The sequence below is a fragment of the Arthrobacter sp. 24S4-2 genome, assembly GCF_005280255.1.
Classification (GTDB): Bacteria; Actinomycetota; Actinomycetes; order Actinomycetales; family Micrococcaceae; genus Arthrobacter.
In genome coordinates this window covers 4596619-4617996 of the sequence record NZ_CP040018.1, presented here as the reverse complement: position 1 = coordinate 4617996, position 21378 = coordinate 4596619, and the positions used below count along the sequence as shown (strand labels likewise).

Below are 21378 nucleotides of genomic sequence, written 5' to 3'. Positions count from 1 at the left end.
CGGCAGGCTCATACGCGGCGGTGAAAACTATACTGCCGAGAGACGCAGCAGCAGCGCGTGTTCCGGATTGAGACCGGGCATCGGCAAGCCCACCTCCGCCAGGAAGCGTCCCGTCGCTTCGGCCCCAGTGGCCAGCCAAGCCGGCGGATGGATCTGCGTGAACGTGTGCGCGTAATCGGCGTCGCCGGGCGCCGGGAAGATGGCCTCCACCCGGTAGCTGCGGTCCGCGTCCAGTCCGGGGATGGCAACGCGCCCGGGCTGTTCCGCGAAGGCCGTCCGGGTGCTGACCAGGGCAAACAGGGCTGCCGTGCCGCCGGGGGCGACAGGGGCTGAGGCGACCACGCCGTGCAGCATCAGGGAGTCGTCCGGGACATCGGCGCGGACCATCCGGCCGCTGTGGATGAGGTCGCGGTGTTCCTTGTAGATCCCGATGAAGCGCTTGAGTTCCTCGCGCTCGGCGCCCTGGACTTCCCGCACGTCCCATTCCATGCCGAAGTGCCCGAAGAGGGCGGTGATGGCGCGGAAGGAGAGGTCGTGCGTGCGTGCGGTGGTGTGCGAGGTGGTGGGACCGATATGCCCGCCGACGAGTTCCGGCGGGACCACCAGTCCGGTCCAGCGCTGGATGGTCTGCCGTTCCAGGGCGTCGTTGCAGTCCGAGGCCCAGATCCGGTCGGTCCGCTCCAGGATGCCCAGATCGACGCGGGCTCCGCCGGAGGAGCAGCTTTCGATCTCGACGCCGGGGTGGGCCTTGCGGAGCTCATCGAACAACCGGTAGGCGGCCAGGGTCTGTTCGTGCACCGAAGCGCGGCCTGCGTGGCCGTGCTCGGTCAGGTCCCGGTTTTGGTCCCACTTGAGGTAGCTGATGTTGTTTTCGCTCAGCAGGGCGTCGATCCGGTCGAAAATGTACTGCCAGGCCTCGGGGTTGACGAGGTCGATGATGTGCTGGTTCCGCCATTCCAGGGGCAGACGGCCGCCGTCCTTGTGCGAGGCCGCTGCGGGTCCGACGATCCAGTCCGGATGGGCCCGGGCCACGTCGGAGTCGAGGTTGATCATTTCCGGCTCCACCCAGAGCCCGAATTCCATGCCGCGGGAGGTCACTGCGTCGACCAGCGGCGTCAGCCCGTTGGGCCAGAGCCCCTCATCGACGTACCAGTCGCCCAGGCCCGCGTGGTCGTCGCGGCGTCCGCGGAACCAGCCGTCGTCGAGGACGAAGCGTTCGACGCCGAGGTCGGTGGCAGAGTCGGCCAGCTCGATCAGCGTGGGCAGGTTGTGGTCGAAATAGACCGCTTCCCAGGTGTTCAGGACCACGGGCCGCGGCTTGCCGGTGCGGGTGCCGGAGCCGCCGCCAGCTGCAGGCAGCACGTGGTGCGGCCGGTTCCTGAACCAGCTGTAGAAGGCTTCGCTGATGCCGTCCAGGCCACGGTCCGAATACGCCGCGAAGAGGGCGGGAGTGGTGTAGCTGCCGTTCGGCTGGAGGACTACCTCGGCCGGGCCCAGCAGCTCGGAGCCGCCGATCATCGTCCGCCCGTCCGCGATGCTGTCTGCGAACTGCTCGTGGTTGCCGCTCCAGGCAAGGTGGGTTGCCCAGACCTTGCCGTGGCGGTTGCCGAAGCCTGCCGTGCCGGCTGCAAGCAGCAGGGAGGAATCGTGGCCGGTGCGTCCGTGCCGCCCGGTCCGCACCCAGGTGCCCTGCTGGATGGCCCGGCGCTGCGGGTGGCGTTCACGGCACCAGCGGCCGGTCAGGTCAAGGAGTTCGACGGCGTCGGGAGCCACCGGCAGTACAGTGGCCAGCTCGTCGAGCTGAAAAGGAGATGTGCCGGTGTTGGTGACGGTTTGGCGCATTTCCAGCAGGCCGCCGTCGTGCAGTTCCAGCGTGGATTCCACGGTGATGCCGGCATCGGGATCGGACTGAAGAATTACGGCGGTATTTCCGCCGCTTTCTACGGCGGAAACGCGGAGGCGGACGGAGAAGTCGTAGCCGGGGACGCCGTCTGTGATCCGGTGCCCGCGCAGGGCCGGACGTCCGCGCCAGCCGGAGGATGCCTGCGGCAACAGCCCGGCAGGGACGGTGGCGTCGATGGCTGAGTTGGGGATCGGTGCGCCGAGGATGGCCAGATCAGGCAGTGATGCGCCCAGATCGGCGCCCCAGTGAATGACCTCGGCCTCCCCGCTGTCGAAGCTGATCACCAGGCTGGTGCCGGCGGAGCGGAGGTGCAGGGGATTCATAGGGGTTCTCTTTCGTTTTGGCGGTGAGCGTGTCGTGACGCTGGCCCGTCGGTTTCGTATGCGTATGGGTGGAGTGCCCCGGCTGCCGCCGTTTCGCGAGGATGAAACGGCGGCAGCCGGGGCCGTGACTGCGACCACTACGCAGCCACTTCAGGTTCGGCCTACTTGAAGAGGGCGTTCACCTGGTTGTTGGCTTCGGTCAAGGAGCTGGCGGGCTTCTTGCCGGAGAGCACGGCGTCCATTGCAGGCTTCATGATGCCATCAACTTTGGCCGCTTTGTCCGCGATGGGGAAGAGGAAAGTGGTGCCTTCCTTCACGTGCGTGGTGAAGGCAGAGACGTCGGTGCCCTTGGCCTTGAATGCTTCGGCCGCCTTCTCGGAGGAGCTGGTGATGGCGGGGAACACTACGGCCTTGGAGGCCACGACGTCCTGGCAGGCGGTGGAGCCGAGGTACTCGACCCACTTGACGGAGGCGGCGGGATTCTTGGTGCCGGCCCAGACGGAGTCGGCCAGGCCGTTGAACATGCTGGCGCGCTTGCCGTCAGGACCCTTGGGGGTGGGGGCGAATGCGGTCTCCACGCCCTTATAGGTGTTGTACTGGCCGATCAGCCAGTCACCCGTGGTGTTGATGGCGGCCTTGCCGGCACCGTAGCTGTCAGCCAGGCTGGCGCCCACAGTGGTTTCCAGCTTGGGCATGTAGCCCTTCTCGATCAGGCCGGCCCACCAGGTGATGGTCTCCTGGAACTTGGGGTCGTCGTAGTTGAACTTGGTGCCCCAGGGGTTCTTGTCGGTGTGGGACCATCCCGTGGTGGCGCTGAGGAAGCTCCATTCGGTCTGGCCTTGGCCGGAACCGCTGCCTGCCAGGCCCAGGCCGTAGGTGGCCACGTTGTTCTTGTCGAAGCCCGCTTCGTCGCCGCGCTTTCCGTTCTTGTCCACCGTCAGGTGGGCGATGGCCTTTTCGTAGCTGCCGCCGTCCTTCGGGTTCCACTCGAGGTTGGCCATCTGCTCGGCGGTGAGGCCTGCGGAGTCCGTCATGGCCTTGTTGTAGAACAGGCCCACGGTGTCCCAGTCCTTGGGCAGGCCGTAGCGCTTTCCGTCCTGGCCGACCCAGAGTTCCGGCAGGCCCTTGGTGTAGCTGTCCAGCTTGACGCCGTCCTTGGCGACGGCGTCGTCGAGGGAGAGCAGCTGCTTCTTCGCGGCGTACTCGCCGTACTTGGAGAGGTGGTTGGTGAAGACATCCGGGGCGGTGCCGGCGACGAAGCCGTTGGTCAGCGTGGTCCAGTAGTCGTCCCAGCCGCGCTGGGTGATCTTGACCTTGATGTCCGGGTTGGCCTTGGTGAAATCGTCAGCGCACTGCTGGTAGGCGGGGAGCTGGTTGGCGTCCCAGAGCCAGTAGTTGATTTCACCCTTGGCCTCGCTCGAGGCGGGGGTGCCTCCGCCACAGGCGGAGAGGGACAGGGCGATTGCCGCGGCGGCAGCTGCGACGCCGATGGTTTTCTTCATGATGGACCTTTCGAGGGTGTTGCAGGGGAGGGGTGAAGTGAAGGGCTACTTGATTCCGGAGAAGCCGATGGAGTTCACTACCTTCTTGCCGAAGGCGATGAACAGCAGGAGCACGGGGACGGCGGCCACCAGGGTGGCGGCCATCAGCCCGGTCCAGTCCGGGGCGCCCTGCGGGGACTGGGACTTGAAGACGCCCAGGCCCACGGTGAGCACCCGGACGCTTTCGTCCTGACCCACCAGAAGCGGCCAGAAGTATTCGTTCCACTGGCCGATGAAGGTCAGCAGCGCCAGGGTGGCCAGAGGTGCAGCGGCATTCGGCAGGACGATCTGGAAGAAGATCCTCAGGTGCTTGGCGCCGTCGAGCATGGCGGCTTCTTCCACTTCCCGGGACATGCTGAGGAAGAACTGGCGCAGGAAGAAGATTGCGAACGGGGTCATGAACAGGAAGGGCAGCGTCATTCCGGCAAAGGTGTTGAGCAGCCCCAGGTTCTTGATCATGAGGAAGTTGGGCAGCGCGGTGAAGATCGGCGGGACCATCATGGTGGCCAGGAACAGGCCGAACACGGCGTTCCGTCCGGGCCAGCGGAGCCGGGAGAACGCGTAGGCTGCCATCGCGCTGAAGAAGACCTGCCCCGCAGTGGTGACGCTGGCGAAGATGACCGAGTTCCGCAGGTACAGCCAAAAGTTGATGGCGGCTCCCGAACCTCCCTCGGCGATGGCCTCTTCCGGGGTCTGCATCCCTAGGACCCGTTTGAAAGCGCCCAAGCTGAAGTCCGCGGGCAGCAGGTTGCCGGCGTTGGAGGCCAGCGAGGCATTGCTGGACAGCGCGGTGCGCAGCATCCACAGGAACGGTGCCACGGTGACAGCTACGGCGATGGCCACCAGGGCCCAGGCTCCGACGCGACGCCAGTTGACCGGCTTCTTTACGGAATTCCTGTGGGAAGAGTTGTTATTGACGGACTTCTTGCGGGTGAGTGTGGAGGTGCTCATGGCTGGGGTTCCTTAGTCCAGATCCGATTCGTTGCCCTTGAGGAACTTCATTTGCACGAAGGCCACCAGGGCAAGAATGAGGAAGAGAATGACGGACAGTGCCGATGCGTAGCCGAAGTCCGATTCGCCGAAGGCCTTTTGGTAGATGTACATCTGGATGACGCGGGAGGCATTGACGGGGCCACCGGCCGTGGTCACTGCCACTGTGTCGAACACCTGGAAGGACCCGATTACGGTGACCACCAACACCAGCACCATGACGGGGCGCAGGAGCGGCATGGTGATGCTCCAGAAGGTACGGGTGGGGGAGGCGCCGTCGAGTGATGCAACCTCGTAGACGTGGTTGGGGATGGACTGCAGGCCGGCGAACAGCAGGAGGGCGGTGTAGCCCATGTGGCGCCAGACATTGACGGCGGCGATGGTGGGAATGGCCCATTGCTCGCTGCCGAAGAAGGCGATGCGGGGCAGGCCCATCCAGCTGATGATTTCGTTGACGATGCCCATCTGGTAGTCGAGCATCCAGAACCACAGCAGCGCGACGATCACGTTGGCCACCAGGAAGGGCAGCAGCAATGCGCCGCGGATGAAGGTGGATTTTGCCACGCGGTGCATCAGGAGTGCCAGCCCCAGCGCTATGAGGGTCTGGAATCCGATGTTCAACCCGACGTACTGGACGGTGACCCCCATGGCGTTCCAGAACAGTTCATCGCCCAGCATGGCGGTGTAGTTCTTGATGCCGATCCAGGTGGGGTCACCCAGGATGCTGTACTCGGTGAAGCTGAGGTAGACGCCCCGGATGGTGGGGACCAAATAGAAGAGAACGAAGCCGATCATCGCCGGGAATATGAAGAACAGGGCGACCTTCAGGTCGCCGAGGCGGTTGGTGAGGCTCCTGCGGGCGGTCTTGCCTGCCTTGGGGAGTCCGGCCCGGGCTGCCGGGTCCTGTTGTTGCTTGGTAAGGGTGGTCATCTTCGACCCTTTCCTGACTGTGATGTGGGTAACAACTAATGGAAATCTACACGAGTAGATTCAGGTGGGCAAGCTTTTTTTCCTACAAATACTGAAAGTTACGTTGCCCGTTGGAATATTCGTTGACTCGAGTAGATCGCGGTGAAAGACTCTTCCTAAGCCCACTTAGGGCCAATTCGCGCCCGGAACCGCGGGCCAGCCAAGGAAAGGCAAACAATGGCGTTTTCAATCGGAGTCGTCGGCGTCGGACAGTTCGGCGGCCATTTCGCGCATCTCTTCAAGCTCCACCCGGGAGTCAGCCAGGTTTACGTCGTTGACGAACGGCCCGAACGCGCCGCTGCGGCGCTGGAGCGTTGGGGGCTTGACGGCACAAAGGCGGGTTTCGAGGAACTGTTGGCGTCCGACGTCGACGCGGTCGCCATTTTCACGCAGCGCTGGACCCACGGGCCGCTGGTGGAGCAGGCGCTGCGCGCCGGCAAGCATGTCTACTCAGCTGTTCCCATGGCGGTTTCCGAAGAGGAGATCGGGCGCATCATCGAGGCCGTGAAGGAAACCGGGCTCGTCTACGCCATGGGGGAGACCAGCTACTACAACCCTGCGACGGTCTATGCCCGCAACCAGCACGCCGCCGGCAAGTTCGGCCGGATCTTCTACAGCGAAGGCGACTATGTCCACGACATGGACCTCGGCTTCTATGACGCTTACCAGTACAGCGGCGGAGACGCCTGGAAGTCGACGGCGAGCTACCCACCGATGCTGTACCCCACGCATGCAATCGGTGGTGTCCTGGGTGCGCTGCCGTCCCACGCGGTCAGCGTCAGCTGCATCGGCGTCAAGGACGACCGTGAGGACGGCGTCTTCGACAAGGACGTCAGCATGTTCGGCAACGACTTCTCCAACGCCACCGCGCTCTTCGAGCTGAACGACGGCGGCGCCATGCGCACCAACGAAATGCGCCGCGTTGGCTACCCGTCCCACATCCGTGAGTCCCGGTTCCGCTTCTTCGGCACCGAGGCCAGCTTCGAGCAGCTCGCCAAGGTCACGGTGTGGCAGGACAAGGAGAATGTCCACGACATCTCTGAACAGGTGGAGACCAAGCCCAGCATCCCGCTCGATGACCCCTCGCTCGCGGACGTCGCACCGGAATTGCGTGATGCGTTCATCTCCGGCCTCGCCCCTGTGCACGACCGCGGACGCCTGCCCGAGGAATTCCGCGGCGCCCCGAACGGACACGAGGGAAGCCACCAGTTCCTGGTGGATGATTTCGTGACCGCGGTCAACGAAGGAACGCTTCCTCCGGTTAACGCCTGGGTCGCCGCGCGGTTCACCCTTCCCGGGATCGTCGCTCATGCCTCGGCCCAGCAGAACGGTGAACGCCTGCCCATCCGCGACTTTGGCGACGCTCCGCGGGTCGAGTAGTTAGCATGTACTCCATGACCACTCCCGCAGTGCACGCACCTCGAAGCCCGGTAACCCGCAAGGATGTTGCCCGCTACGCAGGCGTGAGCACAGCCGTGGTCAGCTACGTGGTGAACGGCGGACCCAAACGGGTTGCGCCGGCCACGGAGGCAAAAGTCCAGGACGCGATCCGCGTTCTGGGCTACCGCCCCAATGCGGCCGCACGGGCGCTGAAACTGGGGTCCAGCGAGACCATCGGCCTGATCATTCCGGACAACAGCAACCCGTTCTTTTCGTTGCTGGCGCACGCGGTGGAGGACGCGGCCGGCGAACTCGGCTACGCGTTGTTCCTGACTAATTCCGACGGCGACCTCGCCAAGGAACGTCGGCACATCCGCAACCTGGCCGCCCGCCAGGTGGACGGCGTCGTGCTTGCTAGCGTCCTCTCCGAACCGGATCTTGCGGATCTGCAAGCGGCGGAGATTTCGTCGGTCCTGCTAAGCCACAGTGAGAGGCCTGCCGGCGTCACCAGCGTCGGCGTGGATCTTGCCGAGGGCGCCCGCACTGCCGTGGAACACCTCATCGGGCATGGCCACACAAACATCGGACTCGCCATGGGTACCACCACAGCCAATGAGGCCGATGATCGCGAACAGGGCTGGCTGCAGGCACTCGAGGCCGCCGGCCTGCCGGAGGGCCCGATCGCGCGCAGCGCCTTTACCCGGGTTGGAGGCTACGCGGCAGGAAAACGCCTGTTGGCGTCGGGACACCGCCCCACTGCCATTTTTGCGAGTTCGGACATGCAGGCGGTGGGCATCCTCCGGGCCCTCCATGAAGCTGGACTTTCCGTTCCGGGGGACATTGCCCTGGCCGCCTTCGATGGTTCGGTGGAGGCCGAATATTCGTGGCCCCCGCTGACTACCGTGGAGCAGCCGGTGCGCGACATGGCGGACGCCGCGGTGCGCGCGCTGGTCGGAGCGGACCGCGGCGGGGCGCCCCGTCACCTCGTCTTCCCGACACGGCTGCTGGTCAGGCAGTCCTGCGGCTGCCCGTAGCAACCGGCTCCCGGGCTACACGGCGCTTACTATCCGCAGCCTGCTGACGCTTTCCTGAAGAATCCGCCGTGCGTCCCCGCTGAGTCCGGCGTCGCTGATGACTTCATCGGCCTCCTCGAACGCGGCGATGGTGCTCATGCCCTGCGTGCCCCACTTCGTGTGGTCGGCCACCACCACAACTTTGCGCGAGGCCGACACGAATGCGCGGTCCGTCTCGGCCTCCAACAGGTTGGGGGTGGTGAAGCCGGCATCGGGATCCATCCCGTGCACGCCCAGGAACAGCAGGTCCAGGTGAAGCTGTTTGAGGGCCGCCGTGGCAATGGGCCCCACCAGCGCGTCCGACGGCGTGCGCTCGCCGCCGATCAGGATCACGGTAGAACCGTAGCGTCCGGCGCCTGACGACGAGCCGTGATGGAAGAGGTCGGCGATGCGGATCGAGTTGGTCACCACGGTGATGCGCGGGCCGTTGACCAGTTCCTTCGCCAGCGCCCACGTGGTGGTGCCGGCGCCGAGCCCCACCGCCATGCCCTCGTGCACCAGGGACGCGGCCTCGACTGCGATGGCGCGTTTTTCCGCCGTCAGCTGGGTGGATTTCTGTTCGAAGCCGGGCTCGTGCGTGCTGGCATCGCCGGGCAGTTTGGCGCCGCCGTGGATCCGTTCCACCCTGCCGCCCTCTTCCAGCAGCTCAATGTCCCGCCGAACGGTCATCAGTGACACGCCCAGCTGCTGGGCAAGGTCCGAAACCCGGACCACCCTCTCGCGCTGGACGGCGTCCACGATTGCCTGGTGGCGTGCTGCGGGGAGCATGGAGTTCCTTTCGGGCTACGGCTGGGGAATGCTGTCCCCGTCAGTGTCCATCATGGTCTACCCCTTGCTGGAACCGAGAGTCAGGCCTGCAACAAACTGCCGCTGGAGCAGGAGGTAGATGACCAGGGTGGGGATGACTGTGATGACGGCGCCGGCGGCGAGGAGGTTGTAGTTGTTCAGGAACTGGCCCTGGAGGTTGTTGATGGCAGTGGTGATGGGGAGGCGGTTGCCACTTTGGATGAACAGCAGGGGCCAGAAGTATTCGTTGTAGATGAAGATGACTTCGAGCGTGCCGAGGGCGGCGAAGGCGGGCCGGCACAACGGCATGATGATTTCGCGGTATTGGCGCCAGATGCCGGCGCCGTCCACGAGGGCGGCCTCGGTCAGGTCGGCGGACAGGGCTTTCATGTAGTTGGACAGGACGAATGTGCAGAATCCCATTTGCACGGCGATGTTGACCGCGATGACCACGATGTACGTGTTCAGCATGTTGCCCGAATCGCTGAAGGAGTACGGCACCTGGAAGTGCTTTGCCATCTCAAACAGCGGCGCGGCCAGCACCTGCGGCGGCAACAGGTTGCCCGCGGTGAACATGATGAGCAGGGTGATGTTGAACTTCCAGTTCACCCGGCTCACGGCGAACGCCATCAGGGAGGCCAGGAAAAGGGTCAGCAGCACCGCCGGAACCGAGATGATAAGGGAGTTCATGAAGTAGGTGGCGAAGCCGCCCTGGGTCCAGGCCTGCGTGAAATTGTCGAAGTTGAAATCGCCCGCCAGGCTGAAATATCCGTGTTCGTTGGTTGACGCCACCGGGCGGAGGGCGGTGAACAGGGACCAGCCCAGTGGGACCAGCCACATGACGGCCATGGCCGTGAGGAAGATATGCGTTCCATAGTGGCGCTTGCGCCGGCTGCCGGAACGGACCCCGGCGGCGGTGCCCGCGCGGGTGGCGGGGGTTGCTGTGGTGCTCATGCTTTGTTCTCCTTGCCGAAGGTGCGGCTGAGGTAGAAGACGATAGGGACAAGGGAAATGACCAGCAGCACCACGGCGAGCGCTGAGCCGACGCCGATCACCTGGCCTTCGCCCACCAGGTTCTGGATCACCAGGGCGCTGAGCATTTCCAGGCCGTTGGTGCCGCGGTTGATGACATAAACCACGTCAAAGGCACGGAGCGATTCGATGATGGTGATGACAACAATCACGATGTTGATGGGCCGCATTGCCGGAAAGACCACCCGGAAGAACGTCTGGAAGCCGTTGGCCCCGTCGATGGCCGCCGCCTCCTTGAGACTCGGGTCAACGCCCTTGAGCCCGGCCAGATACAGCAGCATCACGTAGCCGGCGTGCCGCCACGTGGCGGCGATCATCGCGGCCCAGATATTGACGGAGGAGTCCCCGAACCAGTCAACGGCCTTCGGGGTCCCGGCCGTACCAAGCAGGAAGTTCAGCAGGCCGTTGTCGCGCTGGTAAAAGAGCTGCCAGATGATGCCGATGAGGGCCAGCGAGAGCATGACCGGTGCGAAGAAAATGCTCTGGTAGATCTTGCCGCCGCGGATGTTCTGGTCCAGCAGCACCGCCAGCAGCAGGCCCAGCGGCGTGGCCACGAGGGCCAGGAACAGCAGCCACAGCATGTTGTGCTGCACCGCCGGCCAGAACGGCGGATAGTCCTGGGAGATGTACTGGTAGTTGGCCAGGCCGGCCGGGCGGATGTCGCTCAGTTCCAGGCCGTTCCACCGGGTGAAGCTGAGGCCCACCGACATCAGCATCGGCAGCCAGACCAGCGTCAGCTCGATCAGGGTGGGGATGCCCACCATGAGCGACAGGACCAGCTTGTCGCGTCCGGACAGTCGTCGGACCCGCCCGCCCCTGGCCCGTCTGGTTCGACCCCGCTTCGCGGAAGCCCCCTCGGGTTCCCGGGATTCCGGCGGAATAAGTTCTCTTGCAGTGCTGCTCATGGAAGTCTTCCCTCGAATTGTCCGGATGCAGGGAAGGTACGACGACGGCGGAAGCAGTGCCGCCGTCGTCGTACCTTCCCTGCTGGTCACGTGCGATGCGCGGCTGACCGGGCTGGAACTGGTGGGCTGGAACTACTGCGCGGCGTAAAGCGTCTTGGCCTGGGCCTCGAGGTTCTTGACGTCCATCTTGCCGTCCTTGATGAAGGACTGCAGGGCCGGGATCATCACGTTGTTGGCCATAGCCGGAAGGGCGTCGCGGTCGAAGAACTGGCTGATGTATTTTGCGTTTGCGATGGTGTCCGCGCAGGTCTTATTCAGTGGGGTGAACTTTGACGTGTCCGTGCCCTTGACCGTGGCGATGTTCGACGAATCCACGGCGGAATAGGCGTTCTGGGCTTCGGCGCTTCCCAGGAAGGCCATGAAGTCGCGGGCAGCCTTGTTCTCTCCGCCCTTCTTGGAGAGCAGCAGGCCGTCGATCGGGGCCTCGACGGCGTCCCGGCCCTCCATGGCGATCTCCGGGAAGGCGAAAAACCCGATGTCCGCCAGGACTGCCGGATCCGTGAACTGCTGCGTCACGAAGGACCCCAACAGGTACATGCCGGTCTTCTTGGCTTCCAGCGCCTTGGCGGCGTCCTGCCACGTCTGGCCCAGGGCGGCCGGGTCCTGGAAGGGGAGCAGTGCGGACCAGGTGTCAAAAACGGCGCTGACCTTCTGCTGGTCCCATGACTCCTTGTGGGCGCAGAGGTCCACGTGGAACTGGTAGCCGTTGAGCCGCATGTTGATGTAGTCGAAGGTGCCCATGGCCGGCCAGCCGTCCTTGTCGGCAAAGCCGATGGGAATGATGCCGTCCGCTTTCATCTTCGTGGCCAGGGCCTTGAGGGCATCGAAGGTCTCCGGAACCTCGTAGCCCTTCTCCGCCCAGAGGCTCTTCCGGTAGAAGAAGCCCCACGGGTAGTTGTAGTTGGGGACGAAGTACATCTTGCCGTCGGGGCCGGTGGAGGCCTTCTTGAGGGCGTCTGAGTAGTTGGCGCCGATGCTCTGCCAGACGTCGTCGATCGGTGCCAGGAGTCCCTTGCCCGCGTAATACTGCATACGGTACCCGGCGAACCAGGTGAAGGTATCGTCCGGGGAGCCCTGGAGGTAGGAATTGATCTTGTTCTGGAAGTCATTGTGCGGCACCACGTTGGTGGTGACTTTCTTCCCTGTCTTGGCGGTAAAGGCGTCGGTGACGGCCTGGTAGGCCCGCTTGGGAACATCGTCCGAGGAACCCGACCCGAAAGACAGCCCGGGGGACTCGGAACCTGTTGCGGACGGGCCGCTGCCGCCTGTGCAGGCTGCGAGGAACGGGATGCCGGCCAGGCCTGCCGCACCGACGCCGACGGTCTTGAGGATGCTCCGCCGGCTCGGGTAGCCGGCCGCCGACGCATCAAACTGTGCTGCCATGTTCTCTCCCTTGAAAAATAGCTGATGTGAGGCACCTCACATATTCATGACTATAACCTCTCAAAAGGGAACAGGAAAGCACGGGAAACAACATTTTGGGCACGGTTCGTGTTTGAATCGTCACAAAACACTGCGGCCCCGTTTTTCACCGCCGATGGGCGGGAAAACGGGGCCGGCTGGTGCCTGCGGAGTGGTGCCCCTGGAGCGGGGCTTCCGTGGGTGCCTGTTACTTTTTGAGCGACTGGGCGATCTGGGACATCACGGTGTTGTCAGCCAAGGTGGTGGCGTCGCCCACTTCACGGCCTTCCGCGACGTCCTTGAGGAGGCGCCGCATGATCTTGCCGGAGCGCGTCTTGGGCAGTTCGGGGACCACAAGGATGGTCTTGGGCTTGGCGATCGGGCCGATCTCCTTGCCCACGTGGTTGCGGAGTTCCTGGACGATCGCGTCACCGGTGTCCGTGGCGTCTTCGCGGAGGATCACGAACGCGACCACGGCCTGGCCGGTGGTTTCGTCGGCGGCGCCCACGACGGCGGCCTCGGCCACGGCCGGGTGGCTGACCAGGGCCGATTCGATTTCGGCGGTGGAGAGCCGGTGTCCGGAGATGTTCATGACGTCGTCCACGCGGCCGAGGAGCCAGACGTCGCCGTCCTCGTCCTTCTTGGCGCCGTCGCCGGCGAAGTACATCGTCTCGAACCGGGACCAGTAGGTCTCCCTGAACCGTTCCGCGTCGCCCCAGATGCCGCGCAGCATGGCCGGCCACGGTTCGCGGATCACCAGGAAACCGCCGTGCCCGTTCGGCACGGACTCGCCGAGTTCATCCACCACATCGACGGCGATGCCGGGCAACGGAACCTGCGCCGAGCCGGGCTTGGTGGCGGTGACGCCGGGCAGCGGGGCGATCATCTGGGCGCCGGTTTCGGTCTGCCACCAGGTGTCCACGATCGGGGCCGGGTGCTCCTTCTTCTCCCCGTTCTTGCCCGCGTTGGCGCCGATGACGTCGCGGTACCACATCCACGCTTCCGGGTTGATGGGTTCGCCCACCGAACCCAGGACGCGGATGGAGGAGAGGTCGAACTTGGCCGGGATCTCCTTGCCCCACTTCATGAACGTGCGGATCGCGGTGGGGGCGGTGTAGAGAATGGACACCTTGTACTTCTCGATGATCTCCCACCAGCGGCCCTGGTGCGGGGAGTCCGGGGTGCCTTCGTACATGACCTGGGTGGCGCCGTTGATCAGCGGGGCGTAGGCGACGTAGGAGTGGCCGGTGATCCAGCCGACGTCGGCCGTGCACCAGTACACGTCTGTTTCCGGGTGCAGGTCGAATACGGCCTTGTGGGTGTAGGCGCCCTGGGCCAGGTAGCCGCCGGTGGTGTGCAGGATTCCCTTGGGCTTGCCGGTGGTGCCGGAGGTGTAGAGGATGAACAGCGGGTGCTCGGAATCGTGGCCCACGGCCTTGTGCTCCGCGGAGGCTGCCCCGACGGTGTCTGCCCACCAGTGGTCCCGCCCATCGTGCCAGTCGACGTCCTGGCCGGTGCGCTTGACCACCACCACGTTCCGGACGGTGTGGCCGCTACCGTCCCCTTCGTGGGACAACGCGTCGTCCACCGCGTGCTTAAGCGAACTGGGCTTGCCGCGGCGGTAGGTGCCGTCGGCGGTGACCACGAGCTTGGCCTCGGCGTCGTCGATCCGGGAGCGCAGGGCCTCGGCGGAGAAGCCGCCAAACACCACAGAGTGGATGGCGCCGATCCGGGCACAGGCCAGCAGCGTGATGACGGCCTCGGGGATCATGGGCAGGTAAACGGCCACGCGGTCGCCCTTGGCCACACCGAGGGATTCGAACGCATTGGCTGCCTTCTTCACTTCCTCGGTGAGCTGGGCGTACGTGTAGGAGCGGCTGTCGCCGGGTTCGCCTTCGAAGTAGATGGCAACCCGGTCCCCGAGCCCGTTCTCCACATGGCGGTCCAGGGCGTTGTAGGCCGCGTTGATCTCGCCACCGACAAACCACTTGGCGAAGGGCGGGTTGGACCAGTCCAGGGTTTTGGTGAAGTCCTTGGACCAGGTGAGCAGTTCGCGGGCCTGCCTGGCCCAGAACGCCGGCCTGTCGGCTTCGGATTCCGTGTAGTCCGCGGCGGTAACGACCGCGTTCGCGGCGAACTCTTCCGAGGGAGCGAACTTCCGGTTCTCGTGGGAGAGGTTCTCGAAGGCATCGCCGTTCCCGTTTGTTCCGGAAGTTCCGTTTGTTCCGGAAGCTCCGTTTGCTCCGGAGGCTCCGGTGGGGGCATGGTTGGCTGGCACTTCAGCGTGGGCAGCGGTGGCCGTGGAGCTGGGTGTGTCCTGGGACATGGTGAACCTCATCATTCATCGATCTTTGCTGCGCGGGACTGTCCGTCACTTGGCCGCACCCGGGCCGCGTGCGCGGCGTCGGGCAGCGGCTGATCACGGCTGTACCGCAAAGAGCTGTTCCGGAATACACACTAACGCCTGCCCCTCACCGCAAGTGTGCCCGGTCACATAGTGAGCCGTGAACGGCGTTTATTAAGCGCCGAGTGGTTCCGGGACGGCCGGGACCGCGGTCTCTGGTGCGGAAGCCGGGCATCCGGCAGACTAGCTCCACAACTCGTGATGACTTGGGGGAAACATGAGATTCACGGAACCGGTGCCGCGCAATCCGTGGCCGCACGACATGATCATCCGGGTGGACGACGCCCCGCAGCACCTGACCATCCTGCTGTTCATCCGCCAGGCCTGGGGAATTACGGACGGGGCCGATGTTCCGCCGCTTGACCCGGCTCCGGATATCGGTGCATCCCAGCTGCCGGAAGCACCCGGACGGACGGAATGGGAAGCCCGCTGGCACCGTGCCTGGGAACGCGCCTGGCAGTGGTACTCGATGCAGGAGCCGGACCCCACAGTCCGTCCGACGCCAGGCTTCATTCGTGAGGTCTCGGCGCCGGGCCGGGACCTCAACCCATTGATTCCGCCGTTTTGGCAGTCCGAGTATGGCTGGGAGGGCATCGACGGCGACGCCTACAGCGCCTGGTTGCGACGATGCAGTCCGCACGCCTACGAGCAGCCGCCACAGAGGACACGCCGTGCCGCTGCTGCCCCGGAACCGCAGAGCCTGCCGGCCCTGATTGCGGCGTGGCAGGGCGGCCTGGACACCGTGATTGTGCTTCCGTATGCGGGGCACTTTGCCCGCCGGATCACCAACCGCCACCTCGCGGTTTCCGCTGTGACGCGCAATGATCCGGCGAGCTACACACGCGCGCTGGGAAGCTGGGCCGGGCAGTCCTAACGCGATACTTTCACCCGGCAAACAGGCGGATGTGCTAGGTGAATTCCTCCGTATTCCGGCACGTCCGCCTGCGGCCCGTCAGCTAGTGATCGGCCATGCACTTGGCTAGGCTGAGATGGAGTTGTGACATCCGATGGAGGCGACGGGACCGCTTGCGGTCCTGTTCCTGCCTGCCGTTAGGAGGCGCTGTCCAGGGCGCCACCATGCTAAGGAGAACAGAATGAACCAGCAAAGCCATGGACAGCATAAGGCCGTCCATCCGCATCCCGGTCAGGCAACCGGCCAGCCGGACCCCGGCAAGCCCGACGCCGCGAAAGGGCCAAAGCCTGCGGAAAACCGGCTGACGGCAAAGAAGAACGAAACGGTCTTGGGCCCGTTCACCGTCCGTGACCTCACCGTATTCGCGTCAACGCTGATTCTTTTTGTGGCGTCGCTGATCCCGATGTTCGCTTCCCGGTACAACCTGTGGAACCTGGGCAGCCTGTTCTTCCTTGGGCTGGGCATCATCCTGCCGCTGATCGTGACGGCGCTTTTTGTGGCCCGCCGCCTCACCCCCGAGTCCAAGGTGCGAATCGGATCGCTGTCCATTGACCAGTTCGCCTCCGTGGTTGCATCGTTTGCCCTGGCGTTCTTCTTCCTGGCCGTTGCCGGTGCATTCGTTCCCAGCATGCTGGTGGCTTTGATCGGGTCCATGGGTCTTTTTGCCGCCACGGTACTGGGCCGCTTCATTCCGTTCCTTGCCGGTGACTTCATGGACCGCGCGGAAGTGCCGGCGCACGTGGTGGCCCGCGAATCCGCCGCGCCGTTCCGCAAGCCCAGCACCCCGAAGGAACCCAAGCCCGCCAAAGAGCCCGGCTCCGGCACGCTGGCCGGTTGGGGGAAGCGCCTGACGGCGGGTGCCGCGGGCGGGGCCGGTGCTGCTGGAGGTGCGTCCGCCACCGGCAGTGCGGTTCAGAACGGTACTTCCCCGACCGGTGCTTCCCCGACCGGTACGGCTCATGTAAGTGCGCCTCAAACGGGTGCGGGCCTGAACGGCAACCGCCCGCATTCCGGAGTTTCTGCCGGTGAAGCACAGCACGGGGCGCCGCAGTACGGAGTAACTCACGAAGGCGACGGAGTAACTCACGAAGGCGCGGCCCGGAACACGGCCCAGCCCGCTTCAACCCAGCCGGCTTCAGTCCAGCAGGGCCAGGCGCAGCAGGGCTCAGTCCAGCAGGGCCAGGCGCAGCAGGGCTCAGTCCAGCAGGGCCAGGCGCAGCAGGGCTCAGTCCAGCAGGGCCAGGCGCAGCGTGCATCGGCGCAGACGGTTGTTGCCACACCGGCCACCGCGGGGTCCGAAGGGTCCGCCGGGTCCGGCAACGCGGCCGTTGCGGCCGGGGCAGCCGATGCCGCCGGCAGCAGCAGCCGCACTGCCACGCCGCCGCCAACCCAGGCTGCCGCGTCGCCGCCAACCCAGGCTGCCGACGTCGTGCCTCCCGCTGCCGGGCAGACGCACGCAGCCGCCGTCGCGCCGTCCGCCTCCGCGCCTTCTTCCCCCGAGCCTTCCGCGGCCCAAGCGACGCGGGCAGCGGCGGTTCCCGCCGCAAGGGAGTCCGCAACCGGCGCGGGCTCCGCAGCCTCGGCGCCCGCAGAAACGATGCTCCACCCGCAGGTCATGTCGCAGGAGCCCATCGGTGCCACAGTGGACCCGTCCAGCCGCCCGGAAGAGCATGAGGACCAGCCGGTCCACGACGCGTTCTGGTTCGCCGTGGCCCAGCCCCGCACCGCCGTCGACGAGCGGACGGGCATGCCCGCGTTCGTGATCGAACCCGGCGGGTGGGTTCTTGCCCTGGAGGACCGCGGGCACGAATTCCTGGTGCAGCACACCGATGGCCGGGTGGGCTTGCTGCGCGACCTCAGCAACATCGAGCGCGGCTAGCCGACTCCGATGGCCACCGAAACCGGCACCCCGAAGCCGGGCAGCATCACACCGCAGGCGTCCGGGGAATCAATGCTGGCGTTGAAGCGCCGGGCCCGCAGGATTAACCGGACGCTGGCGGAGGCCTACCCGTACGCGCACGCCGAACTGGACTTCCGCAGCCCGTTTGAGCTCCTGGTGGCAACGGTGCTCTCCGCCCAGACCACCGATGTGGTGGTCAACCAGATCACGCCGCTGCTCTTCGCCCGGTATCCGGATGCCCGGAGCATGGCGGAGGCCGATCCGGCGGAGCTCGAGGTCATCCTCAAGCCCACCGGGTTCTTCCGCGCCAAGGCGAGGAACGTGATGGCCCTGTGCAACCGGCTTGTGGACGAGTACGACGGCGTGGTGCCGCCCCGGCTGCAGGACCTGGTGACACTTCCCGGCGTGGGGCGGAAGACTGCAAATGTGGTGCTGGGCAACGCTTTCGGCATTCCCGGAATCACCGTGGACACGCATTTTGGCCGGCTTGCCCGCCGGTTCGGCTGGACGGAATCGGATGATCCTGTGCGCGTCGAAGCGGACGTCGCCGAACTGTTCGAACCGCGGGACTGGACCATGCTGTCGCACCGGGTGGTGTTCCATGGGCGCCGCGTCTGCCATTCACGCAAGCCGGCCTGCGGCGCGTGCGCTGTGGCCACCTGGTGCCCCAGCTACGGGGCCGGCGAGACGGACCCGGACAAAGCCCGCAAGCTCCTCAAGTACGAGCTCGCCCCGGGGCAGGAGGCCCTTCTGGCGCAACTGCTGGCGGAGACACACAGGGCTGCCGAAATCCGGATGGAATCACAAAAGCGGGGGAAATGACCGCCCGCCAGGACCTCGTCGATCTCATTGCCGCCATCGATGCCGGGAGCGGTCCGGCGCGCAATCCCTATTGGCGTGAGCTGACTGTCGACGACTCCGTCGCCCGCAAAGCCGCCGTGCTGATGCTGTTCGGCGCGCTGGATAACGTCCCTGCGGCGTCCGCAAAGCAGCTCGCCCCGGCCGATCTTGACGTTCTCCTGCTGGAACGGGCCCACACCCTGGATGACCACCCAGGCCAGGTGGCGTTCCCCGGCGGCGGAATCGACCCCGGCGAATCACCCATCGAAGCGGCACTCCGCGAGGCCGAGGAGGAAACCGGGCTCGATTCCGCTGGCGTGGAGGTCCTCGGGGCCATGCCGCAGCTGGCGCTGCCCCGCGGGAACTTCCTGGTGACACCGGTCCTGGCCTGGTGGCGTTCGCCGTCGCCCATCCGCGTAGTCGACTACGGCGAATCCGCCCAGGTGTTCCGGGTCCCGGTGCGGGACCTGTTGGATCCCGACAACCGGGTCATGGCTACCGTCAGCCGCGCCGGCCAGACCTTCCTTAGCCCTGCCTTTGCGGTGAACGAGCTGGTGGTCTGGGGGTTTACCGGAATGATCCTGAACGAACTCTTCGATCACGTGGGCTGGTCGGTTCCCTGGGACCGTACCCGGCTGCACCGGATCGATGTGTGATCTCGACTAAGGCGTGATTCGGGCGGCTGAGCTTGCCGGCGCGCGTCCGGCGGGCGGTTAGCCGGACGCCAATTTCGGTCGGGAACGGTTCACCACCAGGCCTGTTGCAGCGTTCTCACGGACGGCATTAATGCCTGCAACCACGCCCTTTAAAGTTTTAAACCGTGGCGATACCGCCACTAACGTGCCGTCGTCGGCCGTGAGCCGGAAGTAGAAAGCCTCTTCCTCCGTACTAACAATTTCAAATGTGCCAGCCACTCTGTGGTGCCTCCCCAAAAATCCATGCGTCGTTGCATCGGCCGGTCCTTTTCGGTGCTGCACTGCCACTGCTGCGGACCGGCTAATTCAGCTTAACCGGGAGGTGAGACAGTTCACAAAGCTACCCGCGGGTACGTTACAGAGAGCGACTTCCAGGGGCTATTTTGCCTTGTCGTAGGAGTCCACCACGGCCACGCTCACCGGAAATTCCACCGGAATGGGGCCGAACAGCAGTTCCTTGGCGGCTGCGGCGGCCGCCTCGATTGCCTGGATGCACGCGTCCACTGAACCGTCGGGGCAGTGGACCATGACTTCGTCGTGCAGGAAGAACACCAGCTCACCGGCGGGCTCGCCGGCTGACCGCATGGCGCGGAGGCGCCGTCGTAATTCCGCCAGCCAGCAGGCAGCCCAGTCAGCCGCTGAGCCCTGGACCACGAAGTTGCGGGTGAACCGGCCGCGCGAGCGGGCAATCGCCTCTGCCCGCCGCTGCTCCTCGGCGGTGGTGGACTTCTGGCTTTGACGCCAGCGGTCCGACGGCGGCGGGCTGCTGCGGCCCAGCCGCGAGGTGACGGTCCCGCCTGCTTCGCCATCGCGGGCGGCCTGTTCCACGAAGCCGACGGCGCGGGGATACGTGCGGGTCAACTGCGGCATGAGGCGCCCGGATTCGCCCGTGGTGGCGCCGTAGATGGCACCGAGCAGGGCGATCTTGGCCTTGGCGCGGTCCCCGCCGAAACCTTGCGCGGCAATACCGGCGTAGAGATCCTTGTCCCGGGCGGCTTCGGCCATTTTGGAGTCCTGGGCGAGTGCCACCAGGACCCGCGGCTCAAGCTGGGAGGCATCAGCCACGATGAGTTTGTGTCCGGGGTCGGCGTGTACCGCACCCCGGATCTGGCGCGGAATCTGAAGGGCACCGCCGCCGCGGGACGCCCACCGCCCGGAGACAACGCCTCCCACCACATACTCGGGCTGGAAGCGGCCATTGCTCACCCAGGCGTCCAGCCAGGCCCAGCCGTTGGCCGAATGCAACCGGGACAGCTTCTTGTAGGCGAGGAGCGGTTCGATGGCCGGATGGCTGGATTCCTCGAGTTCCCATTGCCGGGTGGTCTTCACTTCGATGCCGTTCCGGTGCAGGGCACGCATGAGCTCCTGTGGCGAATCCGGGTTGAGGTTCGGCGAGTTCAGGAGGCCGCGGAGTTCCGTCGTGAGCGCTTCGAGCTTGGCGGGCCGGTGGCCCAGGGGAGGGCGGGGGCCAAGGTAGTCCGCGAGGATCTGTTCGTGCAGTTCCTCCCGCCAGGGGACGCCGGCGTGCTGCATTTCGGCTGCGATCATGGCCCCGGCGGATTCCGCGGCGAGGAGCAGTTGAAGCCGTTGCCTGCGGCCGGCATCCGTGGTGGCGTGGCCCAGTGCATCTTGCTGGGCGGTGTACTCGGCGCGCAGCTCTTCCAGTGAATGCCGGGGCGCCGGGCGGAGGCCGGCATCCTCGAAGAGAGCACCCTGATCGGCAGGCGGGGGCGGCGGCTGGAGGCTGCGGGGCGGCTGCTGCAGGTCATCGTCCTGGGTGATCTTTTCGGCGTTCCGCGCGTAGGCCGTGTCGGCGGTGAACTCGGAATGGGCAAGGATGGCGCCGCAAAGGGTGAGGTCGTGGCAGCGTTCCAGCTCCACGCCCCGGGCCAGCAGCGCGGGGTACCAGTCCTGTGTGCGGTGCCATATCCAGCGCGGGCGCCGCTTTTCGAGTTCCCGTACGACGCCGGCCAGCTCGCCGGCGCTGATCAGGCGCGGTTTGGGGCTGGCTGGGGCAGGGGAGCCGTCCGCTGCGAGTTCCTGTAGGGCTGCGCCGTCAGGGTGGGCGGACAGCAGCAGATACATAGCCCTAATTGTGCCCTGTGGCATGCCATGCTCAGCGCCCAGAGCCGGCCAATTGCGGACAGCCTGTGTCCGGGTGGCGTTTCCGGTGGGTGGACTTCCCCTCCCCAATCGTCCGGAAGGCGGGTTTGTCCACATGGCTCGCCCGGGGCCTTATGCGCCGTCCGGCTGCCCGGCACAG

General features: G+C 65.5%; 18 protein-coding genes. 7 read left to right on the top strand and 11 right to left on the bottom strand.

Annotated elements, in window-relative coordinates; genetic code table 11:
- Positions 1-27 precede the first annotated feature (27 nt).
- The 4 genes from FCN77_RS21405 to FCN77_RS21390 form a co-directional block, all read right to left on the bottom strand.
- On the bottom strand, positions 28-2226 hold the full coding sequence (locus tag FCN77_RS21405; protein ID WP_137323892.1) for an alpha-galactosidase: 2199 nt from the start codon (positions 2224-2226) through the stop codon (positions 28-30).
- Between the two features lie 161 nt (positions 2227-2387).
- Complete coding sequence (locus FCN77_RS21400) at positions 2388-3728, bottom strand: sugar ABC transporter substrate-binding protein (RefSeq protein ID WP_137323891.1); 1341 nt, start codon at positions 3726-3728, stop codon at positions 2388-2390.
- A gap of 45 nt (positions 3729-3773) precedes the next feature.
- Positions 3774-4718, bottom strand: a complete 945-nt coding sequence (locus tag FCN77_RS21395) for a carbohydrate ABC transporter permease (protein ID WP_137323890.1) — start codon at positions 4716-4718, stop codon at positions 3774-3776.
- A 12-nt stretch (positions 4719-4730) separates the two neighbouring features.
- Positions 4731-5687 (bottom strand): carbohydrate ABC transporter permease, encoded by a 957-nt coding sequence (locus FCN77_RS21390; RefSeq protein WP_137323889.1) that lies wholly within the window; start codon positions 5685-5687, stop codon positions 4731-4733.
- Between the two features lie 216 nt (positions 5688-5903).
- Between FCN77_RS21390 and FCN77_RS21385 the strand changes: the two genes are divergently transcribed.
- Both FCN77_RS21385 and FCN77_RS21380 read left to right on the top strand, forming a co-directional pair.
- On the top strand, positions 5904-7106 hold the full coding sequence (locus FCN77_RS21385; RefSeq protein WP_137323888.1) for a Gfo/Idh/MocA family protein: 1203 nt from the start codon (positions 5904-5906) through the stop codon (positions 7104-7106).
- Positions 7107-7120: 14 nt separating this feature from the next.
- Complete coding sequence (locus FCN77_RS21380; protein ID WP_137323887.1) at positions 7121-8140, top strand: LacI family DNA-binding transcriptional regulator; 1020 nt, start codon at positions 7121-7123, stop codon at positions 8138-8140.
- A gap of 15 nt (positions 8141-8155) precedes the next feature.
- Here the strand turns inward: FCN77_RS21380 and FCN77_RS21375 are convergent, their stop codons facing one another.
- From FCN77_RS21375 to FCN77_RS21365, 3 genes are read right to left on the bottom strand one after another with little or no spacing between them, the layout of a single operon-like run.
- Positions 8156-8947 (bottom strand): DeoR/GlpR family DNA-binding transcription regulator, encoded by a 792-nt coding sequence (locus FCN77_RS21375; protein ID WP_137323886.1) that lies wholly within the window; start codon positions 8945-8947, stop codon positions 8156-8158.
- Positions 8948-9004: 57 nt separating this feature from the next.
- Positions 9005-9919 (bottom strand): carbohydrate ABC transporter permease, encoded by a 915-nt coding sequence (locus FCN77_RS21370; RefSeq protein WP_137323885.1) that lies wholly within the window; start codon positions 9917-9919, stop codon positions 9005-9007.
- Entirely contained in the window at positions 9916-10902 is a 987-nt protein-coding gene (locus tag FCN77_RS21365; protein ID WP_137323884.1) for a carbohydrate ABC transporter permease, read from the bottom strand. The genes FCN77_RS21370 and FCN77_RS21365 overlap by 4 nt, the downstream gene beginning before the upstream one ends.
- On the opposite strand from FCN77_RS21365, the gene FCN77_RS26100 reads away from it, so the two are divergent.
- Positions 10892-11050 carry a hypothetical protein gene (locus tag FCN77_RS26100; RefSeq protein WP_175417349.1) on the top strand — a complete coding sequence of 53 codons (159 nt, stop codon included), beginning with the start codon at positions 10892-10894 and terminating at the stop codon, positions 11048-11050. The two genes, FCN77_RS21365 and FCN77_RS26100, sit on opposite strands and share 11 nt — an antisense overlap.
- Here FCN77_RS26100 and FCN77_RS21360 read toward each other — a convergent pair.
- Positions 11035-12345, bottom strand: a complete 1311-nt coding sequence (locus FCN77_RS21360; protein WP_137323883.1) for an ABC transporter substrate-binding protein — start codon at positions 12343-12345, stop codon at positions 11035-11037. The genes FCN77_RS26100 and FCN77_RS21360 overlap by 16 nt on opposite strands.
- Before the next feature lie 226 nt (positions 12346-12571).
- The gene (gene acs, locus FCN77_RS21355) at positions 12572-14689 is read right to left on the bottom strand and encodes an acetate--CoA ligase (protein ID WP_137323882.1); all 2118 of its coding nucleotides are present in this window, start codon (positions 14687-14689) and stop codon (positions 12572-12574) included.
- A gap of 313 nt (positions 14690-15002) precedes the next feature.
- Here acs and FCN77_RS21350 point away from each other — a divergent pair, with 313 nt between their 5' ends.
- The 4 genes from FCN77_RS21350 to FCN77_RS21335 all read left to right on the top strand — a co-directional run bounded on the left by FCN77_RS21350 (position 15003) and on the right by FCN77_RS21335 (position 19076).
- Entirely contained in the window at positions 15003-15641 is a 639-nt protein-coding gene (locus FCN77_RS21350; protein WP_217496176.1) for a hypothetical protein, read from the top strand.
- 220 nt (positions 15642-15861) lie between these two features.
- Positions 15862-17559 (top strand): hypothetical protein, encoded by a 1698-nt coding sequence (locus FCN77_RS21345; RefSeq protein WP_137323880.1) that lies wholly within the window; start codon positions 15862-15864, stop codon positions 17557-17559.
- Between the two features lie 9 nt (positions 17560-17568).
- A complete protein-coding gene (gene nth / locus FCN77_RS21340) occupies positions 17569-18402 on the top strand; it encodes an endonuclease III (protein ID WP_137323879.1) in 834 nt (277 codons plus the stop codon).
- Positions 18399-19076, top strand: a complete 678-nt coding sequence (locus FCN77_RS21335; protein WP_137323878.1) for a CoA pyrophosphatase — start codon at positions 18399-18401, stop codon at positions 19074-19076. Before nth ends, FCN77_RS21335 begins: the two co-directional genes overlap by 4 nt.
- 57 nt (positions 19077-19133) lie before the next feature.
- Here FCN77_RS21335 and FCN77_RS21330 read toward each other — a convergent pair whose 3' ends face one another.
- On the bottom strand, positions 19134-19334 hold the full coding sequence (locus FCN77_RS21330) for a YegP family protein (RefSeq protein ID WP_137323877.1): 201 nt from the start codon (positions 19332-19334) through the stop codon (positions 19134-19136).
- A 159-nt stretch (positions 19335-19493) separates the two neighbouring features.
- Complete coding sequence (locus FCN77_RS21325) at positions 19494-21200, bottom strand: bifunctional 3'-5' exonuclease/DNA polymerase (RefSeq protein WP_137323876.1); 1707 nt, start codon at positions 21198-21200, stop codon at positions 19494-19496.
- Positions 21201-21378: the final 178 nt, after the last annotated feature.

Bases quoted from the DNA above. Each gene is read 5' to 3' on its own strand.
- FCN77_RS21405 (WP_137323892.1), bottom strand. From the start codon at position 2,226: ATGAATCCCCTGCACCTCCGCTCCGCCGGCACCAGCCTGGTGATCAGC.
- FCN77_RS21400 (WP_137323891.1), bottom strand. From the start codon at position 3,728: ATGAAGAAAACCATCGGCGTCGCAGCTGCCGCCGCGGCAATCGCCCTG.
- FCN77_RS21395 (WP_137323890.1), bottom strand. From the start codon at position 4,718: ATGAGCACCTCCACACTCACCCGCAAGAAGTCCGTCAATAACAACTCT.
- FCN77_RS21390 (WP_137323889.1), bottom strand. From the start codon at position 5,687: ATGACCACCCTTACCAAGCAACAACAGGACCCGGCAGCCCGGGCCGGA.
- FCN77_RS21385 (WP_137323888.1), top strand. From the start codon at position 5,904: ATGGCGTTTTCAATCGGAGTCGTCGGCGTCGGACAGTTCGGCGGCCAT.
- FCN77_RS21380 (WP_137323887.1), top strand. From the start codon at position 7,121: ATGACCACTCCCGCAGTGCACGCACCTCGAAGCCCGGTAACCCGCAAG.
- FCN77_RS21375 (WP_137323886.1), bottom strand. From the start codon at position 8,947: ATGCTCCCCGCAGCACGCCACCAGGCAATCGTGGACGCCGTCCAGCGC.
- FCN77_RS21370 (WP_137323885.1), bottom strand. From the start codon at position 9,919: ATGAGCACCACAGCAACCCCCGCCACCCGCGCGGGCACCGCCGCCGGG.
- FCN77_RS21365 (WP_137323884.1), bottom strand. From the start codon at position 10,902: ATGAGCAGCACTGCAAGAGAACTTATTCCGCCGGAATCCCGGGAACCC.
- FCN77_RS21360 (WP_137323883.1), bottom strand. From the start codon at position 12,345: ATGGCAGCACAGTTTGATGCGTCGGCGGCCGGCTACCCGAGCCGGCGG.
- acs (WP_137323882.1), bottom strand. From the start codon at position 14,689: ATGTCCCAGGACACACCCAGCTCCACGGCCACCGCTGCCCACGCTGAA.
- FCN77_RS21345 (WP_137323880.1), top strand. From the start codon at position 15,862: ATGAACCAGCAAAGCCATGGACAGCATAAGGCCGTCCATCCGCATCCC.
- nth (WP_137323879.1), top strand. From the start codon at position 17,569: ATGGCCACCGAAACCGGCACCCCGAAGCCGGGCAGCATCACACCGCAG.
- FCN77_RS21335 (WP_137323878.1), top strand. From the start codon at position 18,399: ATGACCGCCCGCCAGGACCTCGTCGATCTCATTGCCGCCATCGATGCC.
- FCN77_RS21325 (WP_137323876.1), bottom strand. From the start codon at position 21,200: ATGTATCTGCTGCTGTCCGCCCACCCTGACGGCGCAGCCCTACAGGAA.